This is a genomic window from Dyella sp. BiH032, assembly GCF_031954525.1.
Classification (GTDB): Bacteria; Pseudomonadota; Gammaproteobacteria; order Xanthomonadales; family Rhodanobacteraceae; genus Dyella_D.
The window spans coordinates 4619342-4636174 of the sequence record NZ_CP134867.1; the positions used below are offsets into that span (position 1 = coordinate 4619342).

Below are 16833 nucleotides of genomic sequence, written 5' to 3' on the forward strand. Positions count from 1 at the left end.
CCTGACGCCACGGCTTCCTTAGCCGGCCTTTAGGAACGAGTCATGTGTGCACTGCAAAACGCGCGCATCGGCGTCCTGCTTGAATCGATTCAAATTAGACCGTCCAAATTTTTGCGATGCGCCATAAAACGGCACCCGCTCAATGGCTTGCAGAGCCAGGCTTGACATTTAGATCGTGATAAAAATGCGTTGACAACGTTATCCCTGGCCTTAAGACTTCGCCCCACTTCTCCGTCGGAAGGGAGTGACGCTCCGCGCAGGACAGGTTTTCCTCCGATGCGGCCGCATCGACCGGACGACCGGCGCGGGGAACAGGCAACGGCGATCGATGCCGGCGACGGAGATGCCGCGGGACGAACCGGCAGCGAGGGGGGCTGGCGGTTCGACCGGAAACGCGGCGCAGGACCACGAACGGACGAGCGCACACGGGCCACCCGCCCGTGCGGTGTCGTTCGCCCCAAGAACACGCCCGGACGCGCGCGGAAGCACCGGCCGCCCGGCAAAAAACCCCCGGTGGAGGCATCGAACATGGACTACCGCAGAAGCACGCTCTCGCTGAGCATCCTCACCGCGCTGTTCTGCGCGGGTACCGTCATGGCGCAGGACGCCGGCACGGCCCAGGCGCAGACCGACGCTGCGGCCAAGCCCGCACAGGCCGACCAGGCCAAGCAGCTCGAAACGGTCACCGTCAGCGGCATCCGCGCCAGCCTGCAGAAGTCGCTGGACCTCAAGCGCAACGCCGACTCGATCGTCGACGCCATCTCCGCCGAAGACGTGGGCAAGTTCCCCGACACCAACGTAGCCGAGTCGCTGTCGCATCTGCCCGGCATCAGCGTGGACCGCAACTTCGGCGAGGGCGACAAGGTCTCGATCCTCGGCACCGATCCCGCGCTCAATCGCCTGCTGCTGAACGGCCAGACGGTGGCCTCCACCAACTGGACCAGCGACCCGAACCACCCGGACGGCCGCTCCTTCAACTACAGCCTGCTCACCTCCGAGATCATCGGCACCGCCGAGGTCTACAAGACGCCACAGGCGCGCATCGACGAAGGCAGCATCGGCGGCACGGTGATCGTCAACACGCGCCGTCCGCTGGACCTGAAGGCCAATACGCTCACCGGCACGGTCAGCTACGGCTACAACGACCGCGCCGACAAGGGCAAGCCGAATGCCTCGGTGCTCTACAGCTGGAAGAACAGCGACGAGACCTTCGGCGTGCTCGGCTCGCTGATGCATTCGGACCGCGTGATCTACCGCGAAGGCACGGAAATCTTCGGCTACCAGCGCGCGAACGATCCGACGGATACCGATCCCAACCATCAGTTCCCGGCGGGCGTCGTGCCCGCGGGCACCAGCTTCACCTATCCCACCGCGATCAATACGGCGCTGTTCCAGCAGCACCGCAAGCGCGACGGCATCGCCACCGGCGTGCAGTGGAAGCCGAACAAGTCGTTCGAGCTGAACTTCACCGGCCTGTTCGTCACCGAGAAGTTCGACAACTACAACCAGAGCCGCTACGGCGACTGGTCCGGCAGCGCGCCGGCGGCCACCTCGGTCAACGTGCAGAACGGCGTCGCCACCAGCGGTTCCTACGGCGCCAACGCGCCCACCTACCTGGACGGCTACGAGCGCTTCTCCAAGGTCAACACCGGCGCCCTGCAGCTGCGCGCCGACTGGCACGGCGAAGGCTGGAACGCCTCCAGCCAGATCGGCTACACCAACTCCTCGGGCGGCTCGCAGGGCATCTACAGCCTGCAGTTCCGCGGCTACGGCGGCTACAACTGGAACCTGGCCGGCGACCACCCGCAGATCAACTACAACACCGATCCGACCGACGCGAGCCAGATGCTGGCCCACGGCGCCGGCTTCAGCCGCGCGCCCAGCTATGACCGCGAGCGCTACTTCCAGGCCGACTTCAGCCATGACGTGACGCTGGGCCCGCTGAACACAGTGGAGCTGGGCATCAAGAGCAGCAACCATTTCAATGGCCAGACCAACTACGCCGCGAGCATCCCCACGCTCGACAACAGCGGTGTGACGCTGTCCGACCTGCAGGGCGGCATGACGCCAGGCGACTATCTCGATGGCCTGAGCCCCGCCGGCAACATGGCGAACTGGGTGCAGATCAGCAAGGGCGGCCTCAAGCAGTACGTCAACACGCTGTACTCCGACGCGCCGATGGATCCGAAGGCCACCTACGCGATCTCCGAGCAGAACCGCGCGTTCTACATCCAGGGCGACTTCGGCGGCGAGAACTACCGCGGCAACATCGGCGCGCGCTACGTGCACACGCGCAACGGCATCACCGGCTACAACGTCATCGCCAACAACCAGTACGAGCCGGTAGACCAGAAGAACCGCTACAACGAGTGGCTGCCGTCGTTCAACATCGCCTACGACGTACGCGACGACCTGACCCTGCGCTTCGCTGCGGCCAAGACCCTGGCTCGTCCGCGCTACCAGGACATGACGCCCTACGTGGCGCTGGACGACCGCACGCAGACCGGCTCCTCGGGCAACGTCAACCTCAAGCCGTACAAGTCGACCAACTACGACGCCACGGCCGAGTGGTACTTCGCGGAGAACAGCCTGCTGTCGGCCGAGTTCTTCTTCCGCCGCATCAGCGACTACGTGCTGTACACCACCGTCGCGCGCACCTACTACAACCTGACCCAGCAGCAGAACACCGTGTACCAGATGGTGACGCCCACTAACGCGGGCGTGGCGAAGGTCAAGGGTGTGTCGCTCACCTACCAGACCAGCTTCGGCCACGGTTTCGGCCTGGCAGCGAACTACACCTACTCCGACGACAGCACGAGCAACGACTTCCCGCTGCCCTACAACTCGAAGAACTCGTTCACCCTAACGCCGTACTACGAGCAGGGCCCGTGGAGCGCGCGCGTTACCTTCAGTCGCCGCTCGCCCTACTTCACCCAGATCGGCACGCTGGAGTCGCAGCAGATCACCGGCCGCTTCCGCCAGCTCGACGCCTCGGTGTCGTACCAGCTCAACGATCACCTGCGCCTGCAGCTGGACGGCACCAACCTGCTGGACGAAACCTACTTCGTCTACAACGGCACGCCGAACCAGCCGTACAACGCCTACAAGAACGGCCGCACGTACACGCTGAGCATGAACTTCAAGCTATAAGAAGCACGCATCAGGACGGTCGACACGGGCCCGCGGAAAACCGCGGGCCCGTTTCCGTTTGGGAAGCGCGTAGCGAAAGCGAACCCTAACGATCGTCCCAGATAAGCCCTGCCGCGGTTCGCCTTCGGCTCACCGCGATCTAGGTCGCCTGCGAATCACCCCGTGCCTTCACGAAATCCACGAAGGCGCGCAAGGGCGCCGGCAGGTGCCGCCGCCCGGGGTAATAGAGAAACGGGCCGGAGAACGCCTGCCACCACGGCTCGAGCACCGGCTCCAGCGCGCCGCTGTCCAGGAATGGCTGCAGCATGTCTTCGTAGAGATGGATGACGCCAAGGCCCGCGACGGCCGCCTGGATCTTCAGATCGATCGCGCCGCCGGGCCGAGCGATCAGCGGGCCGGCGGGATCGACGCACACCACCTCGCCTTCGCGTTCGAACTCCCACAGCGGCATCGCGCCGCTGGCGAAACGCCCGCGCAGGCAGGCGTGCTCCAGCAGATCGCGCGGATGCTCCGGCCGGCCGCGCGCATCGAGATACGTCGGCGCGGCGGCCGTGGCGAAACGCTGCACGCGCGGACCGATCGGAATCGCGACCATGTCCTGCTCCAGCCGCTCGTCGTAGCGGATACCGGCATCGCAACCTTCGGACAGCACGTCCACGAAGCTGTCCTCGACGATCACGTCCATACGGATGTCGGGGTACGCCTTCATGAAGTCGATCAGGATCGGCGGCAGCACCGAGCGCGCGACGCCCGCGGGCACGTTGAGCCGGAGCGTCCCGGCGGGTCGGTCGCGGAAGCCATTGAGCACGTCCAGCGCGCCTTCCATCTCGGCGAGCGCCGGCGCCAGCCGCTCGATCAGGCGCGCCCCAGCTTCCGTCGTCGTCACGCTGCGCGTCGTGCGGTTGAGCAGGCGTATGCCGAGCTTCGTCTCCAGCCGCGTCACCGCGGCGCTCAGGCCGGAGGCGGAGACGCCGCCCACGCGGGCGGCGTCGCGGAAACCACCGGAGCGGACGACGGCAACGAACGCCATCAGATCGTTGACCTCGGCCATTGTTCATTCCTTCGCACAACCCGTGCACATTGAGCTGGATTATCCAACAGCCGGGGCTTCCCCATAGTGAGCGCCATGACCGCTCACCACGAGGAACATTTCATGTCGCCGCCTCCCTCCAGCTACCTCTTCGCCGGCCGCCCCGTGAACCGCATGGGCTACGGCGCCATGCAGCTCGCCGGCCCCCAGGTCTTCGGTCCGCCCAAGGACCGCGCTGCGGCCGTCGCCGTGCTGCGCGAGGCCGTGGCTGCCGGCGTCGACCACATCGATACCAGCGACTTCTACGGCCCCCACGTCACCAACCAGATCATCCGCGAGGCTCTGCACCCCTACCCGGACGACTTGCTGATCGTCACCAAGGTCGGCGCGTTCCGGGGCGATGACGCCTCCTGGCTGCCGGCGCAGGAGCCCGCGGATCTCGAACGCGCGGTGCACGACAACCTGCGCAACCTCGGCCTGGACGTGCTGGACGTGGTCAACCTGCGCGTGATGGGCGACATCCATGCCCCCTCGGAAGGCTCCATCGCCCGCCAGGTCGCCGTGCTGGCCGAGCTGCGGCAGCGTGGCCTGATCCGCCACATCGGCCTGAGCAATGCCACCTCCGCCCAGGTCGCCGAGGCGCAGGGCATCGTGCCGATCGTCTGCGTGCAGAACCACTACAACCTCGTGCACCGCGCGGACGACGCGCTGGTGGACGAACTCGCCGCCAAGGGCGTTGCCTACGTACCGTTCTTCCCGCTCGGCGGCTTCACGCCCATCCAGTCCGGCGAACTGGCCCGCATCGCCGGCACGCTCGGAGCCACGCCCTTGCAGGTCGCGCTGGCCTGGCTGCTGCATCGCTCGCCGAACATCCTGCTCATTCCGGGCACGTCGTCGGTGGCGCACCTGCGCGAGAACCTCGAGGCGGCGAAGCTTCCGCTCTCCGCCTCAGTGATGGCGGAACTCGACGCGCTGGGCGCGCGCTGACCGCCCGACGGAGCAGCGGCGCGGCCACGATGACGAACGGGCCGCGCCGGCCTTCCACGGCGCGGCTAGCATGACGCACCCTCCCGCGCCGGAGTGCCCATGCCGCTCAAGGACGTCGCAAGAACTCACGCAAGCCGCATCGACCGGACGGCGCTGACGCACGCGCTCGTCGATGCCGTCGCCACTATGCTGGCAGCGATCGCCACGCTGCTGTGCACGCTGGCCCTCGCTCCCGGTGCCGGCCCGGCCATCCTCGCGGTCGTGCTGTGTATCTCGCTGTCGCGCAGCCAGCTCGATCGCGATCTGAAAGGGCGCCTGGAAGCCGCCCTGGTGCTGCCTGTCGTAGGCCTGGTCGCCCTCGCGGTCGGATGGCTGCTGCGGCACGCCCCATGGGCAGGCGCCACGGTCTTCGTCGCCGGCATGTCCGTGTCCATCTGGTTGCGCCGCTTCGGCGCGCCGGCGCGCCGCGCCGGCAGCCTGATCGCCCTGCCCTTCGTCGCGCTGCTCACCGTGCCGCACATCCAACCGACGGCCGGGGCGCAACTGCCGAGCTGGCTGGTGCCTATCGTGGTCGCCTGGCTGGCGCTTCTCTGGGTCGCGGTCTTCCATGGGCTTGCCGATCGACTGAGCGCACGCAGGAAGGTTGCGCACGCTGCGCCGGCGTTGGTTCCTGCGCCGGCGGACGGCACGCGGCTGCCGGCCAGCACGCGGATGGCCGTCCAGATGGCCGTGGCGCTGGCCGCTGCGTTCGTCGCAGGGTTTCTGGCCTTTCCGGAGCGCTGGGGCTGGGTCGTGCTGACCGCCTTCATCGTCAACAGCGGCAACCAGGGCCGCCTGGACGTCGTCTACAAGAGCGGCATGCGCGTGCTCGGCGCCGGCGCGGGAACGGCGCTGGCCCTGATCATTGGCACGCATGCGGCCGCCAGCCCCGGCGCAACGACGGCATGGATTCTCGCCTCGCTCTTCCTCGGCGTGTGGCTGCGCCCGTTCGGCTATGCGTGGTGGGCGCTGTTCGTGACGGTGGCGCTGGCACTGCTGCAAGGCTTCGCCGACGCTGCCCCAGCCGCACTGCTATGGCTGCGCATGGAGGAAATCATGATCGGCGCGCTCATCGGCATCGCCGCCGCATGGCTCGTTCTGCCGGTGCGCTCCACGGACGTATTGCGGCGACGGTTAGCCGACGCGCTGGCCGTACTCAGCGAGGCCATGGATCCAACTGCGGAACACCGCCAGACCGTGGCATTCGACGTGGCGCTGGATCGGCTCGAACAGGTCGCCGCGCCATTCCGGGCCGTCCGACTGCTGAGCCGCCGGCGCCATGCCGAAGCCGCCGACTGGGCGGACGCGCTGCTCGACTGCCGCCGACCGGCCCGTGCGCTGGTCGACCTGGGCCAGGCGCCGGCCCAGGTACGCCGGGCGATCGGTGCCGCGCGACGCGCCCAGCGCGGACCGGATTCGCTGTTACCCGCGCTGCACGAGCTGCGCACCGTGCTGCGCAGCGCGGCTCAGCGCTCTACCGTTCCGTTGGCCGCCGACAACTCACCGTAGCGGCGAAACAAGGTCGCCGTGCCCCAGATCGCCACCGCCATGCCAGCCACCGAGAGCGCCAGTCCGATCCAACTCGCGATCACCTGCGCGCTTTCGGGAAGGGTGAAGGACGAGACCATCGGCAGGCACCAGATGACCGTGCTGCTGATCAGCAGCACGGACGCCACCACCAGGCGCACAAAGCTGGCGTGTCGATAACGCCGATACGCGTCGGCTTGCAACGCAAGCAAAAACAATTGCGCGGGATCGTGAATCCCACAGCCAGCAACCCGATCAGCTGAAGCTGTTCCGCAAGCGACCCCATACCCTTTCCTCCCTGCACGGCGGTGATGTCGACATCCGGCGAATCGTTCAGCCCGCATGCGCCAGCGCGAAATCGATCGCCGCGCACACCGCCGCCGCCTGCGCCGCATTGCACTGCTCGGGCGTGGCGCGCGGGCTGTCGGGATAGACCTCGGTGGTGGTGGTGTAGCGCGCCGACGTCACGCCCGCGCACAGGCCGAGCTGGCGCAGCGGGTAACGGATGACGCCCGGCGCCACCACCGGCGAGCCGATGATCTCGCCCTTGGCATCGGCCGGCGCGATGTGGGTGACCTTCGCCACGGCGTCGATCACGGCCTGCTGGAAGGCCGGCTGCGGGTTTTCCGTGTCGTCGACCAGATAGAAACCGTCCGGGATCTCGCCCGGCTCGAACGGCTTGCCGTCGCGCGCGGCCAAGGCCGGGCGGAACTCGCTCTCATCCGTATCGGTGGTCTCGTGCAGGTCGATGTGCATCAGCACGCGGTCGCGGAACGGCGCCACCAGCCGCCACAGCGCGGCCGACTCCTGCGCCGGGCTGTTCTCGCGGAACGAACGGTTCGGGTCGATGGCATGCGGGTTCCAGCGATGGATGCGCTCGTACGCCCAGGGACTGATGCACGGCGCCACGACCAGGTTGACGCGCCCGTCGTAATCGGCCGCGTGCCGGTCGAGGAACTGCAATGCGCCGTGCACACCGCTGGTCTCGTAGCCATGCACGCCGCCGGTCACCAGCACGATGGGCAAGCCATCGCGCCACGCGCGGCTGCGCACCGCCAGCAGCGGATAGCTGTCGGGGGCATAGTCCAGCCGGCCGTATTCGGCAACGTCGAAGCGGGAGCGCAAGGCGTCGATCTTGGTCAGCACGTCGTACGCGTAACTGCGCTGCTTGCGTTGCCGGTCGAGCCACGCGGTCTTCTCCGCTTCACCCCATGGGGTTCCGGGGGTGCCGATCGGGTAGAAGGCTTCGGTCGTCATGGCGTGGTTCGCTCGCAGGCATGGGGACAGGCGACGCACTTTAGCATCGCCCACGCAAGGCGCCGCCGACGAGGACGGCTACCGATACCTGGCGAAGTCCACCTCTTCCTTCACGAACTGCCCGGTGCGCAGCAGGGCCCGCTCGATATCGGCGATCACCGCGGCATGGTTCTGCGTTGCCGTCACGAACAACCCCCAGGTGTCGTCGTCGATCTCGTACGCGCCGCCGGCGTACGTCCAATAGCTGAAAAAGCGCTGATGCAGCAGCGCAATAACGGGCCTGTCCATGCCTTCGGGATGGGGCTCCCGCCGGGCACCCAGCTCGTGGCGAAGGATGCCGGCCAGGTCGGGAAAGCCGTCGACGCGATGGTCGTCGGCGATCTCCACCAGCAGTTCCGAACCGTGGTACACGGGACGCACGTAGAACCGTATGGGCTTCGTCACTGTCCTTCCCCCGGGAAAAACATCCTGTTGGCCATGCGGCCCTTCTCTCAGCGCCGCACCGCCAACACGCCATCCAGCGCCAGCTGCGCCTTGAAGCCCGCCTTCTCCAACCGCTTCGCGACTTCGCGCGGCACGTCCCGGTCGCTGGTCAGCTTGTTGGGGCTGCCGGTGTAATGGAACATCCGGCCGCCGCGGCGGATGACGCGCGCGAGCTGATCGTAGAACGCCTGCGCATAAAGTTCGCCGGCAATGCCGAAGCGAGGCGGGTCGTGCAGCACCGCATCCACCGACGCCGCGGGCAGCGCGGCGATGGCCTGCGATACGTCGGCATGCGTCAACTGCAGGCGGCCGCCGGCCGCCGGCGCTTCCGGGTCCGGCGACCACGGATTGAGCGTGCGCAGCCACAATACGTCGGCGTTCTTCTCGAACGACAGGAGGCGCATCACGCCGGCATCCAGGCAGCAGCCCGCGAAATAGCCCAGCCCGCCGCAGGTATCGAGCACCACCTTGCCGCGCGGCTCCACCAGCGCCACCTTCTGCCGCGCATCGTCGACGGGCGATGCCTTCGAGGTAGGCAGCATCTTGATGCCATCGATCTCGAACGTAGGCGCACCCCATTCGGTCGGCACCAGCTTGATCAGCGAGCCGGAGAACCGCGACACCGGCGCGAATTCGTCGCCATCCCAGTAATAGATGGTGCGCTCCTTCACCTTGCCGGGATACGGATAATGCACCCCCTTCCACGCCCAGGCATCGGCCTGCAGCGCAGCCGTGCCGCGCGAGCGTTCCAGGTCCAGCGAACCCGTCCACGTATCCGCGCCGGCACCGCGCGCGGCCAACAGCGACTCGGCGGCGGGCAAGGTGAGCAAGGGGCCGGAATAATGCGGCACGTCGGCGTCTTCTCCAGGGTGGGAGGCGAAGATTACCGGACTTGCGTGGTGTGATCCCGTATCTGCCAGGTCATGCCGCTGGTCAAGACGCCCGTCCGAAAACCTTTCGATAGATGCGCGGGGTCCCGGTGAGCATATGCCTGACGCGATCATCGGAAAGGCTACGCCAAGTCCAGGCGATCTCCAGCGGCGGTTGTTCGCCCATGGAGATCAACGCCTTCGCTGCCCCTGCCCTGACACTGCCTTGGCCGATCGCCACGGCGAAATGGCCATCGGTGTCCTGGCAAAGCCAGTTGGCATCGATGGCATAGACCACGCCGTAACGATCGGTTGCCGCATGGGTGCGCCATCGGTGCACCACGCGAAGCTCAGTCGTGGGTATTTCCTTGCCGTGGACCATGGCGCGCTGAGTCGTGAACGAGGCCCGCAACAGCTTCGCTCCAGTCCTGCCACCGAACCCGGACAGGTAATAGACGCCCAGAGGCAGTGCCAATACGAACACTGCAACGCAGAGTACGACTTCGACCGAAGCACCCACCTGCCGCTCCTACTTACGCGAAACGAGCTACCAGATCTCGATCGTCGGATGGAACGCGCCATCCGCATCCGGTTTCCAGGCCTTGATCACGATCCGGGCGGGCACGAAGCTGTTGCCCTTGTATTCCGGTGCGGCCGCGTACTGGGTCACCTGCCCTTCCTGGATCAGCTTCAGGATCGTCCCGTCGGCCATGGCCTTGGCCTGGCCCACGCCCACGGGAACGTAAGTGATATTCGCCAGCACGTCTTCGCCGCCGAATTCCAGCGGGAACAGGTGGATCTTCTCCAGCTGGCCCTGCCCGACCAGGGCCTCGGCTTTCTCGCGGGAATCGACGTGCGAGAAATCGGCGGCGCGTGCGGGCGGCTCTCCGCCGGCCTTGCCTTTCGTACCAAACCATTTCCCGAACATGTGGCCTCCCGGATGATGCCCGCGCGGGCTGGTACCCGTTCCCATCGAATCCGTGCCGGGGCAACAGCGCCGCGCCCGGCACGAAGCACGTTCCGCCGCAGCGGTCAGTGGATGTTGAAACGGTACTCCAAGGTCGCCGAGGCCATGTACGGGCTGTTGGTGCCGTCGATGATGCGCTTGGCCTTGGCGCGATAGTGATCGATGTTCAGACCCAGGCTGAGGTTGGGGCTGAAGTCGTAGCCGATGCCCGCGCCTACGTACAGGTTGGTGTCGGTGTTCGAATCCTCGCCAGTGAGATAGCCGCCGGCGGTGAGCTTGGTCTTGGAGAAGAACGCGCCCAGGCGCGCGCTGGCGTGCCAGTTGCCGCCGAACGTCCAGCGGCCGTTGGCACCCAGCGTCCAGCCCGAGACGTTGAGGTCGAGCTTGTACGGCTGGCCGTTGTAGAAGGCCTTGACCTGCGGCTTGCCCAGGTCGACGTAGCCGGCCTCGATACCCCAGGTGTCCTGCCAGCGATAGCCGAGGTTGAGGCCGTAGCCCCAGCTGTTCTTGTCGGTGAGGCCGGACACGTTGGAGTGCGTCACGCCCGCGCTGACGTTGACGAACATGTGGTCGGGGTCCGCGTTGCCGGCATGGGCGGCGAACGAAGCGGCGGCCAGGGCGACGCCCAGCGAGGCGGTCAGAAACAAGTGACGCATGAGTACCTATCCCTAGTGACGTTGAAATGCGTGGTGAGGTTGAAGTGCGTGGTGAGGTTGAAGTGCGCCCGCGGCGCGAGTGAAATCCCTCGGCAGGCCGCGGCGACCAAGGCGCGCACAGCTCGGCGCACCGGTTTCCGCAGCGGCGGACGGTGTCCTGGCGACCTGACGATATGGAACAGCCATCCCTCTGGCCGAAAGCGCATCCCTGCCCCCTGACTTGACCGGCAGCTTGCCGATCCGGCGCAAGACATTAGCAGCAAGCAGGCAGAGGCGCGAGTGAGCGCAGCCAACCTCTCCCGACCGCCCGCCCCTCTTTCCGCCGGGGAAAGGGCTGGGATGAGGGGACCTACGGAGCGCAGAAGCAGAAACCCCAAAACATGCCTCGCACCGCCGCGCTCACCTCACGAATCCCGCTCGCTCATCCGGACGTGACCGAAGGGATTTCCCGTGGAACCACCTTCCCCGCGGAAGAAAGACCGGACGCCCCCTGGCTGACCTGCCGCACATCCGACACCACCGCCCCCGCCTCCAGCGTGATCACCCGATCGGCCATAGAGAAATACCGGTCGTCGTGGCTGATGGCGATCACCGTCTTGCCGTTCGCCTTCAGCGCCGGCAGCAGGCTGCGATAGAAGTAATCGCGGAAGTGAATGTCCTGGTCCGCAGCCCATTCGTCGAAGAAGAAAATGTCGCGGTCCTCCGCATAGCACTGCAACAGCGCCAGCCGCTTGCGCTGCCCGGTGGAAAGGGCCAGCCGCGACAGCTCGCCCTCGTGCGTCTGCACCTGCTCGCCCAGGTCCAGCACGTCCAGCAGCTGGCCGATGCGCGCGTCCGAAAGCGGCTGGCCTTCCGCATCGAGCACGTGCGGAAAAAGAAAGAAGTCGCCGAAGACGCCCGTGAAGCGCTCGCGATACCAGCGCAGATCGGCATCGACCGGCGTGCCGTCGATCGCCATGCGCCCTTCATGGGGCGCAACCAGCGAGCTGAGCAGAAGCAGCAGCGTCGACTTGCCGCTGCCGTTGCCGCCGACGATGAAGAGCATTTCGCCGCGCGCGACGGTGAGATCGATGGGCCCGATCGTGGGCTTCGCTCCCGTGCTGCCCGGATAGCTGTAGCAGACGCCCTCCAGGCGAATCTGGCTCCAGCCCTCCTGCGCATGCGCCCCGGCCGCACGTGGCGCGGACTCCGGACGTTCCGTCGCGGTATCCAGCCCCATGCGCTCCAGATGCCTGAGGCTCGCGGTGCCGACGGCGACCTGCCGTCCCGCGCTCACGATGAAACCGACCGGCCCGCCGAGGAAGACCGCGCCGATCACGAAGTGCACGATGGTGTCCTGCGTCAGTCCCAGCAACGCATAGCCCAGGTACACGATCAGGAAGATGGCGCCGTACATCACGGCCATCGACCAGGCCTCGTTGAGGCCCAGGCCGGTATAGGCCCGCACCATCAGCCCGCGCGCGCGCAGAATCGCCGGCGTCATCAGCTCGCCGGTGAAATGCGCCGCGCGCGCGGCATTGAGGGTCATCTCCTTCTTGCCGTCGCTGATGAAGCGGAAGTACTCGAACACCTTTTCGTTGGCGCGCCGCAGCTCGTCCAGCTTGCCCCGCATGGCGCGCGCCAGGGCCAGCGATACCGCGAACGTGGCGCCGAGAAACACGGCCAGCATGCCCAGCAGGGGCAGCGACACGGTAGCGAGGTAACCCGCGTACAGCACGGCCAGCAGTACGTTGTAGGCCAGGAGCGGCGCCACCAGGGCCAGCGGTGCGATGTTGGCGACGTCGTCGATCAGCGAGCCGAACACCGTGTGCCGGCGCTCGGCCAGCTTCTCGTATTCCAGTTCGATGAAGCGCTTCGACAGCTCCATGCGCAACTGCGCCACCAGGTTGCCGCCAAGCCGGGCCAGCATCAGCTGCGCGCACGCGCTGGTCGCCAGCAGGGCGAGCAGCCAGCCCACGCCGACCAGCAGCGGCCGCAGGGACTGCCCGAGCACGCCCTGCGACGCCAGCCGGTTGATGTGCGACAGCAGGGCCACCGTGCAACCCGCGCTGGCGCAGGACAGCAGCGCCGCGCCGGCGAGCGCCCGATAGTGCCGATACAGGAAGCGCCTGAGGATCATCGCGCGGGCAGCCTCAGGCCGACAGCCGTTCGCGCTCGAACGCTGCCAGCTGCCCGCTCTCGCGGCTTTCCAGCAGCAGCGGCGACGGCATCGCGCAATCCGGATGCATGCGCACCAGCTGCAGGATGGAACCGGAGATGCCGCTCATCAGCCCCGGCGTGAATGCATCCCTGGCCAGGCCACCCACGATGCCGTGCTCCTCGATGCTGGAAAGGATCAGCGCGCTGTCGGGCATACCCGCCGGCGGCTGCAGATCCGGCGCGACCCGGCTCGCGCGCGACAGCAGCTCCCACAGACTCAGGTCGCCATGGCACAACGTGTGGCTGTAGCCCCAGCCGCTGCGCCTGGCCACGCGCACCGCGCGGCGCAGCACGTCCAGATGGCGCTCGCCACCCGTGCGGGCATAGAGATCGCACGCGGCAAGGCCGATGCCTACGCTGCCGTGGCACCAGGTATTGGGGAAGTCCAGGCTTTCCGGCTTGCGCACGTCGATCCAGTTGCCATGTTCAGGGCGGAACAAGGTTTCCTCGAAGTCGAACGCGCCCTCGCCCAGGGCGAGCCAGCGCCGGCGCTCCTCCGCGTGGCCGGCCGCACTCAGCCCGAGGCGGGTCAGCGCCCAGCCGATGCCGGTGGCGCCATGCGCGAAGCCGCCGATCGGCTCGTTGAACACAGACGCCGGCCAGCGCGCGCCGCGTTCATCGACGATCGCGGCCTGCTCCAGCCGCCGCCCGGCCTTCGCCGCCAATTCGAGCCAGCGCGCGTCCCCGGTCGCGTCGGCAAGCTGCAGCACGGGCACGATCGCGCCGGCCACGCCTTCCAGGATGTCCAGCACGCGCGCGTCGTCGAAAGGCCACTGCTCCATCGCATGGCCCTGCTTCACCGCCAGGGCGAGGAAGCCGGACTGCGGCTGCAGCTCATGCAGGGTGAGCCAGGCGAGGATCTGCGAGCCCAGCCCGATGAAACCGCCTACCGCCTCGGCGGGCCGCGCCTCCTCAGTGCTGCGCAACACCTTGAGCACGCCGCCCAGCGCTTCTTCCACGCCGTCCACCGCATCGACGCGGCCATGCCGCATTTCCTGCTGATAGGCGGCTAGCGCGATGGCAATGCCGCTCAGGCCGACGTAGAGATTCGCCTCCAGGCTGCGCATGGCCCAGCCGCTGCGGCCGAGGACCGGGCTGATCCAGGTGAGCGTGCCGTCCTGGCCGCGCACCGACAGTTGCAGCAACTCTTTCAGTGTCAGCGCCGCCATGGTGCGGCGGCGGCGGTCCAGATCGTCCGCGCTGGGCCGCGCCGGCCGCAGGTCGTAGGGCACGCGCCGGTCGTCGTTCAGGCGCGCATTGAGATGGGCCGTGACCATGGCACCGCGGATGGTGAGTTCCTCCAGGTCCGCGCGCATCGCCAGCCAGCCGTGGAAGACCTCGTCGAGCTGCGCCTGGTCGAGCGCGTTGGCGAACACCGGGATGTCGCCGTAGCGCATGTCGTCGATCTCGGCCGCGATGGCCGCCGGCTCAGACGGCGCGATCAGCGAGACGGCCGAGTTCTTTTCCAGCAGATCGCGCGCGCGCTCGATCGCGGCCGCCTCGTCGTGCAGCGACGCCGGATGCCACAGCATGCGCAGGATTTCCACGTAGACCTGCGTCGGCCGGCGAATGCGGCGGATGCGGCAGCCGAGGAACGCCGCCAGCTTCGGCGCGAGCGCGCCCTCGCGATGCATCGCCGCGAAGCGGGCGGTAAGCGCCTGGAAGCCATCGACGATGTCGGACCAGTAGTGCGCGATGTTCGGTTGCTCGCACGGGTGGTTCCTGGCCACGTCGATGTCGACGCTGACCAGGCCGAAGTGCGCCTCGGCGGTGCCATGCCGGATGATCTCCGGTACGCGGATCTTCGGCTGCTCGCCGGGCAGCGCGCCGATCGCCGAGATGTCCACGCCGTCCAGGCCAAGCACCGGCGCGCGGAACGGCACCAGGCCGGTGCGCAGTACCGACGAGCGGATCATCGCGTCGGCCAGGTCGACCGCCTGGCCCAGACCGGACGGCTTGCCGGGCGGATCGGGCACGAACAGGCTTTCCACGTCCACCACGTAGGGCACCGGTCCCGATGCAATCAGGTTCTCGTGATGGATGTCGGTGCCGCCGAGCAGGCGCATCACCGCCAGCCAATGGCCGATGTTGCGATAGAAGGTCTTGAGCTCCGCATCGTCGGCGCAATAGCGGTGTTCGGCGAAAGCCGTCCACCCGTAGGCGCCGCGATCGAGCACGGAAGGCACGCGGATAGGATCCGCCTCGCCTTCGAACAGGCCGTCGAGAAAAGCCGCCAATACCGCGTCTACGCGCAGCGAGCGCGGCTTGTACATCGCCTTGCCGCCGGCGAATGCGAGCTGCGCCACGGTCTGCCCGCCATCGTGCACATCGCCTTCGCCCAGCCGGACGGCCTGCAAGGCACCGAGGGGACGACCGATGAACGCCGACAGCGCTTCGCGGTCTTCGGCGATCCGCGCGGCCATGGTGACGATGGCGTTGCCCAGTTGCGCCAGCGCGCGGCCCAGCCGCGCCTCCAGCACCGGATAGCGCCGGCGCAAGGCATCCTTGAACGGCTCCTGCGTGGCCAGCTCCAGGAACTGCACGAACTTCTCGCGCTCGTCTTCCGCCGTGAGCTGCCCGGAGAGCTTGGCCGCGTGCAGTTCCAGCAGCAACACGCGGTTGAGCTTGCGCGAGGCGCTCTCGCGCAGCGCGCGCAACGCCTCCTGCAGGAGCACGGCGCGTTCCTCGGCGCCCAGTCCCGGCACCGACAGCAGCCGTTCCGTCATCGCCTGCCGGGCATCGGCCGTGAGGAAATCGATGATGACGAGGAACGTATCGTTCGAAGGCGCTTCGCTCATGCTCCATCCCCGGCGGTCAGGAAAAAGGTTCGTCCGCAGCCGTGGCGCGCCACGGCTGCGGCGAAGTCACATCAACAACACAGGACGGGGCGCGACGCCGTGCACGAGCTGCAGTTGGTCAGCAGCGCGATGTCGGTATTGGTCACGGCGGCAATGGTCACCACCTGGCCTTCGGTGTACAGCGGGCCCGCCGGGTTGGCGTAGCCGTTCACGCTATCGGAGCCCTTCAGCCAACCTTCCAGGATGTTCTCGGTCTGCATGGGTGTCACTCCTTACGTTGATTGAGTTGGAACAAGGCGCTCGATGGACGCACGTGCCTTACCGCAGTGAGCGCTGCTGCGATGAGATACCGACGCCTTGCGCGGCCGCGATGATCCGGCGTTCAGGCCGGTGCGGGGCGATACGGCGGAAAAGAAGCGCGGACGTCGCGCGGAGGCGAAAACACACACGAACACGGTGGCGCGATGGCGGTCCTGCGCATGGACAACGGCAGCGGGGTCATGCGTCGTGCGCGACGATGGACCGCTTCCTTGCCATCGACGTCCTTGCCATCGGTGACTCCCCTGGTGGCGATCCAGTCTCGCCCTGTCTGCTCCATCACGCGATGCCCCCTGCATGCGCTCTGGCCACCTGCTGTGGCCGTGTCCTTGAAATGCCCTGGCGGGCATGCCGATATGTCCGAAGATTTATCAATCAACGATCCGCGTGAAGGGAATGTGATCCCGCGTCGCCATTGGGTTTGCCGGTCGTCGATGCGCGTTTCTTCATCCCGGCCAGGTTTGTCCAATGCGATGGCGATCACATTCCGTCACGTGCATGACGAATGGCGGCGCGGATTCGCGGTTCCCGCTAAAACGCTACCCTTCGCCCA

14 protein-coding genes are annotated in these 16833 nt (G+C 67.2%); 3 read left to right on the forward strand and 11 right to left on the reverse strand.

The genetic code is table 11. From position 1 onward, the window contains the following. Positions 1 to 528: 528 nt before the first annotated feature. Complete coding sequence (locus tag RKE25_RS20370) at positions 529 to 3150, forward strand: TonB-dependent receptor (RefSeq protein ID WP_311839907.1); 2622 nt, start codon at positions 529 to 531, stop codon at positions 3148 to 3150. A gap of 139 nt (positions 3151 to 3289) precedes the next feature. Here RKE25_RS20370 and RKE25_RS20375 read toward each other — a convergent pair whose 3' ends face one another. After that, positions 3290 to 4183 carry a LysR substrate-binding domain-containing protein gene (locus RKE25_RS20375; protein ID WP_311842450.1) on the reverse strand — a complete coding sequence of 298 codons (894 nt, stop codon included), beginning with the start codon at positions 4181 to 4183 and terminating at the stop codon, positions 3290 to 3292. A gap of 120 nt (positions 4184 to 4303) precedes the next feature. Between RKE25_RS20375 and RKE25_RS20380 the strand changes: the two genes are divergently transcribed. Together RKE25_RS20380 and RKE25_RS20385 are read left to right on the forward strand one after the other, a co-directional pair. Continuing rightward, on the forward strand, positions 4304 to 5167 hold the full coding sequence (locus RKE25_RS20380) for an aldo/keto reductase family oxidoreductase (protein ID WP_311839908.1): 864 nt from the start codon (positions 4304 to 4306) through the stop codon (positions 5165 to 5167). 99 nt (positions 5168 to 5266) lie between these two features. Beyond that, the gene (locus RKE25_RS20385; RefSeq protein WP_311839909.1) at positions 5267 to 6715 is read left to right on the forward strand and encodes an FUSC family protein; all 1449 of its coding nucleotides are present in this window, start codon (positions 5267 to 5269) and stop codon (positions 6713 to 6715) included. Here the strand turns inward: RKE25_RS20385 and RKE25_RS20390 are convergent. The 10 genes from RKE25_RS20390 to RKE25_RS20435 form a co-directional block, all read right to left on the reverse strand. Next, positions 6673 to 6945, reverse strand: coding sequence for a hypothetical protein (locus tag RKE25_RS20390; protein WP_311839910.1), 273 nt, complete (start codon positions 6943 to 6945; stop codon positions 6673 to 6675). The two genes, RKE25_RS20385 and RKE25_RS20390, sit on opposite strands and share 43 nt — an antisense overlap. A 121-nt stretch (positions 6946 to 7066) precedes the next feature. Next, on the reverse strand, positions 7067 to 7990 hold the full coding sequence (locus tag RKE25_RS20395; RefSeq protein WP_311839911.1) for a M14 family metallocarboxypeptidase: 924 nt from the start codon (positions 7988 to 7990) through the stop codon (positions 7067 to 7069). 78 nt (positions 7991 to 8068) lie between these two features. Continuing rightward, a complete protein-coding gene (locus tag RKE25_RS20400) occupies positions 8069 to 8434 on the reverse strand; it encodes a hypothetical protein (RefSeq protein ID WP_311839912.1) in 366 nt (121 codons plus the stop codon). 47 nt (positions 8435 to 8481) lie between these two features. Then, positions 8482 to 9357 carry an SAM-dependent methyltransferase gene (locus RKE25_RS20405; RefSeq protein ID WP_311842451.1) on the reverse strand — a complete coding sequence of 292 codons (876 nt, stop codon included), beginning with the start codon at positions 9355 to 9357 and terminating at the stop codon, positions 8482 to 8484. A 49-nt stretch (positions 9358 to 9406) separates the two neighbouring features. After that, positions 9407 to 9862 carry a hypothetical protein gene (locus RKE25_RS20410; RefSeq protein WP_311839913.1) on the reverse strand — a complete coding sequence of 152 codons (456 nt, stop codon included), beginning with the start codon at positions 9860 to 9862 and terminating at the stop codon, positions 9407 to 9409. 27 nt (positions 9863 to 9889) lie between these two features. Beyond that, positions 9890 to 10270, reverse strand: a complete 381-nt coding sequence (locus tag RKE25_RS20415; RefSeq protein WP_311839914.1) for a hypothetical protein — start codon at positions 10268 to 10270, stop codon at positions 9890 to 9892. Between the two features lie 104 nt (positions 10271 to 10374). Beyond that, positions 10375 to 10965 carry a porin family protein gene (locus RKE25_RS20420; RefSeq protein WP_311839915.1) on the reverse strand — a complete coding sequence of 197 codons (591 nt, stop codon included), beginning with the start codon at positions 10963 to 10965 and terminating at the stop codon, positions 10375 to 10377. 421 nt (positions 10966 to 11386) lie between these two features. After that, on the reverse strand, positions 11387 to 13084 hold the full coding sequence (locus tag RKE25_RS20425; protein ID WP_311839916.1) for a cyclic peptide export ABC transporter: 1698 nt from the start codon (positions 13082 to 13084) through the stop codon (positions 11387 to 11389). Positions 13085 to 13097: 13 nt separating this feature from the next. After that, positions 13098 to 15962 (reverse strand): type 2 lanthipeptide synthetase LanM family protein, encoded by a 2865-nt coding sequence (locus tag RKE25_RS20430; protein WP_311839917.1) that lies wholly within the window; start codon positions 15960 to 15962, stop codon positions 13098 to 13100. A gap of 71 nt (positions 15963 to 16033) precedes the next feature. Beyond that, positions 16034 to 16222: a DUF6229 family protein gene (locus RKE25_RS20435; RefSeq protein WP_311839918.1), complete on the reverse strand. Its 189-nt coding sequence runs from the start codon at positions 16220 to 16222 to the stop codon at positions 16034 to 16036. Between the last annotated feature and the right edge of the window lie 611 nt (positions 16223 to 16833).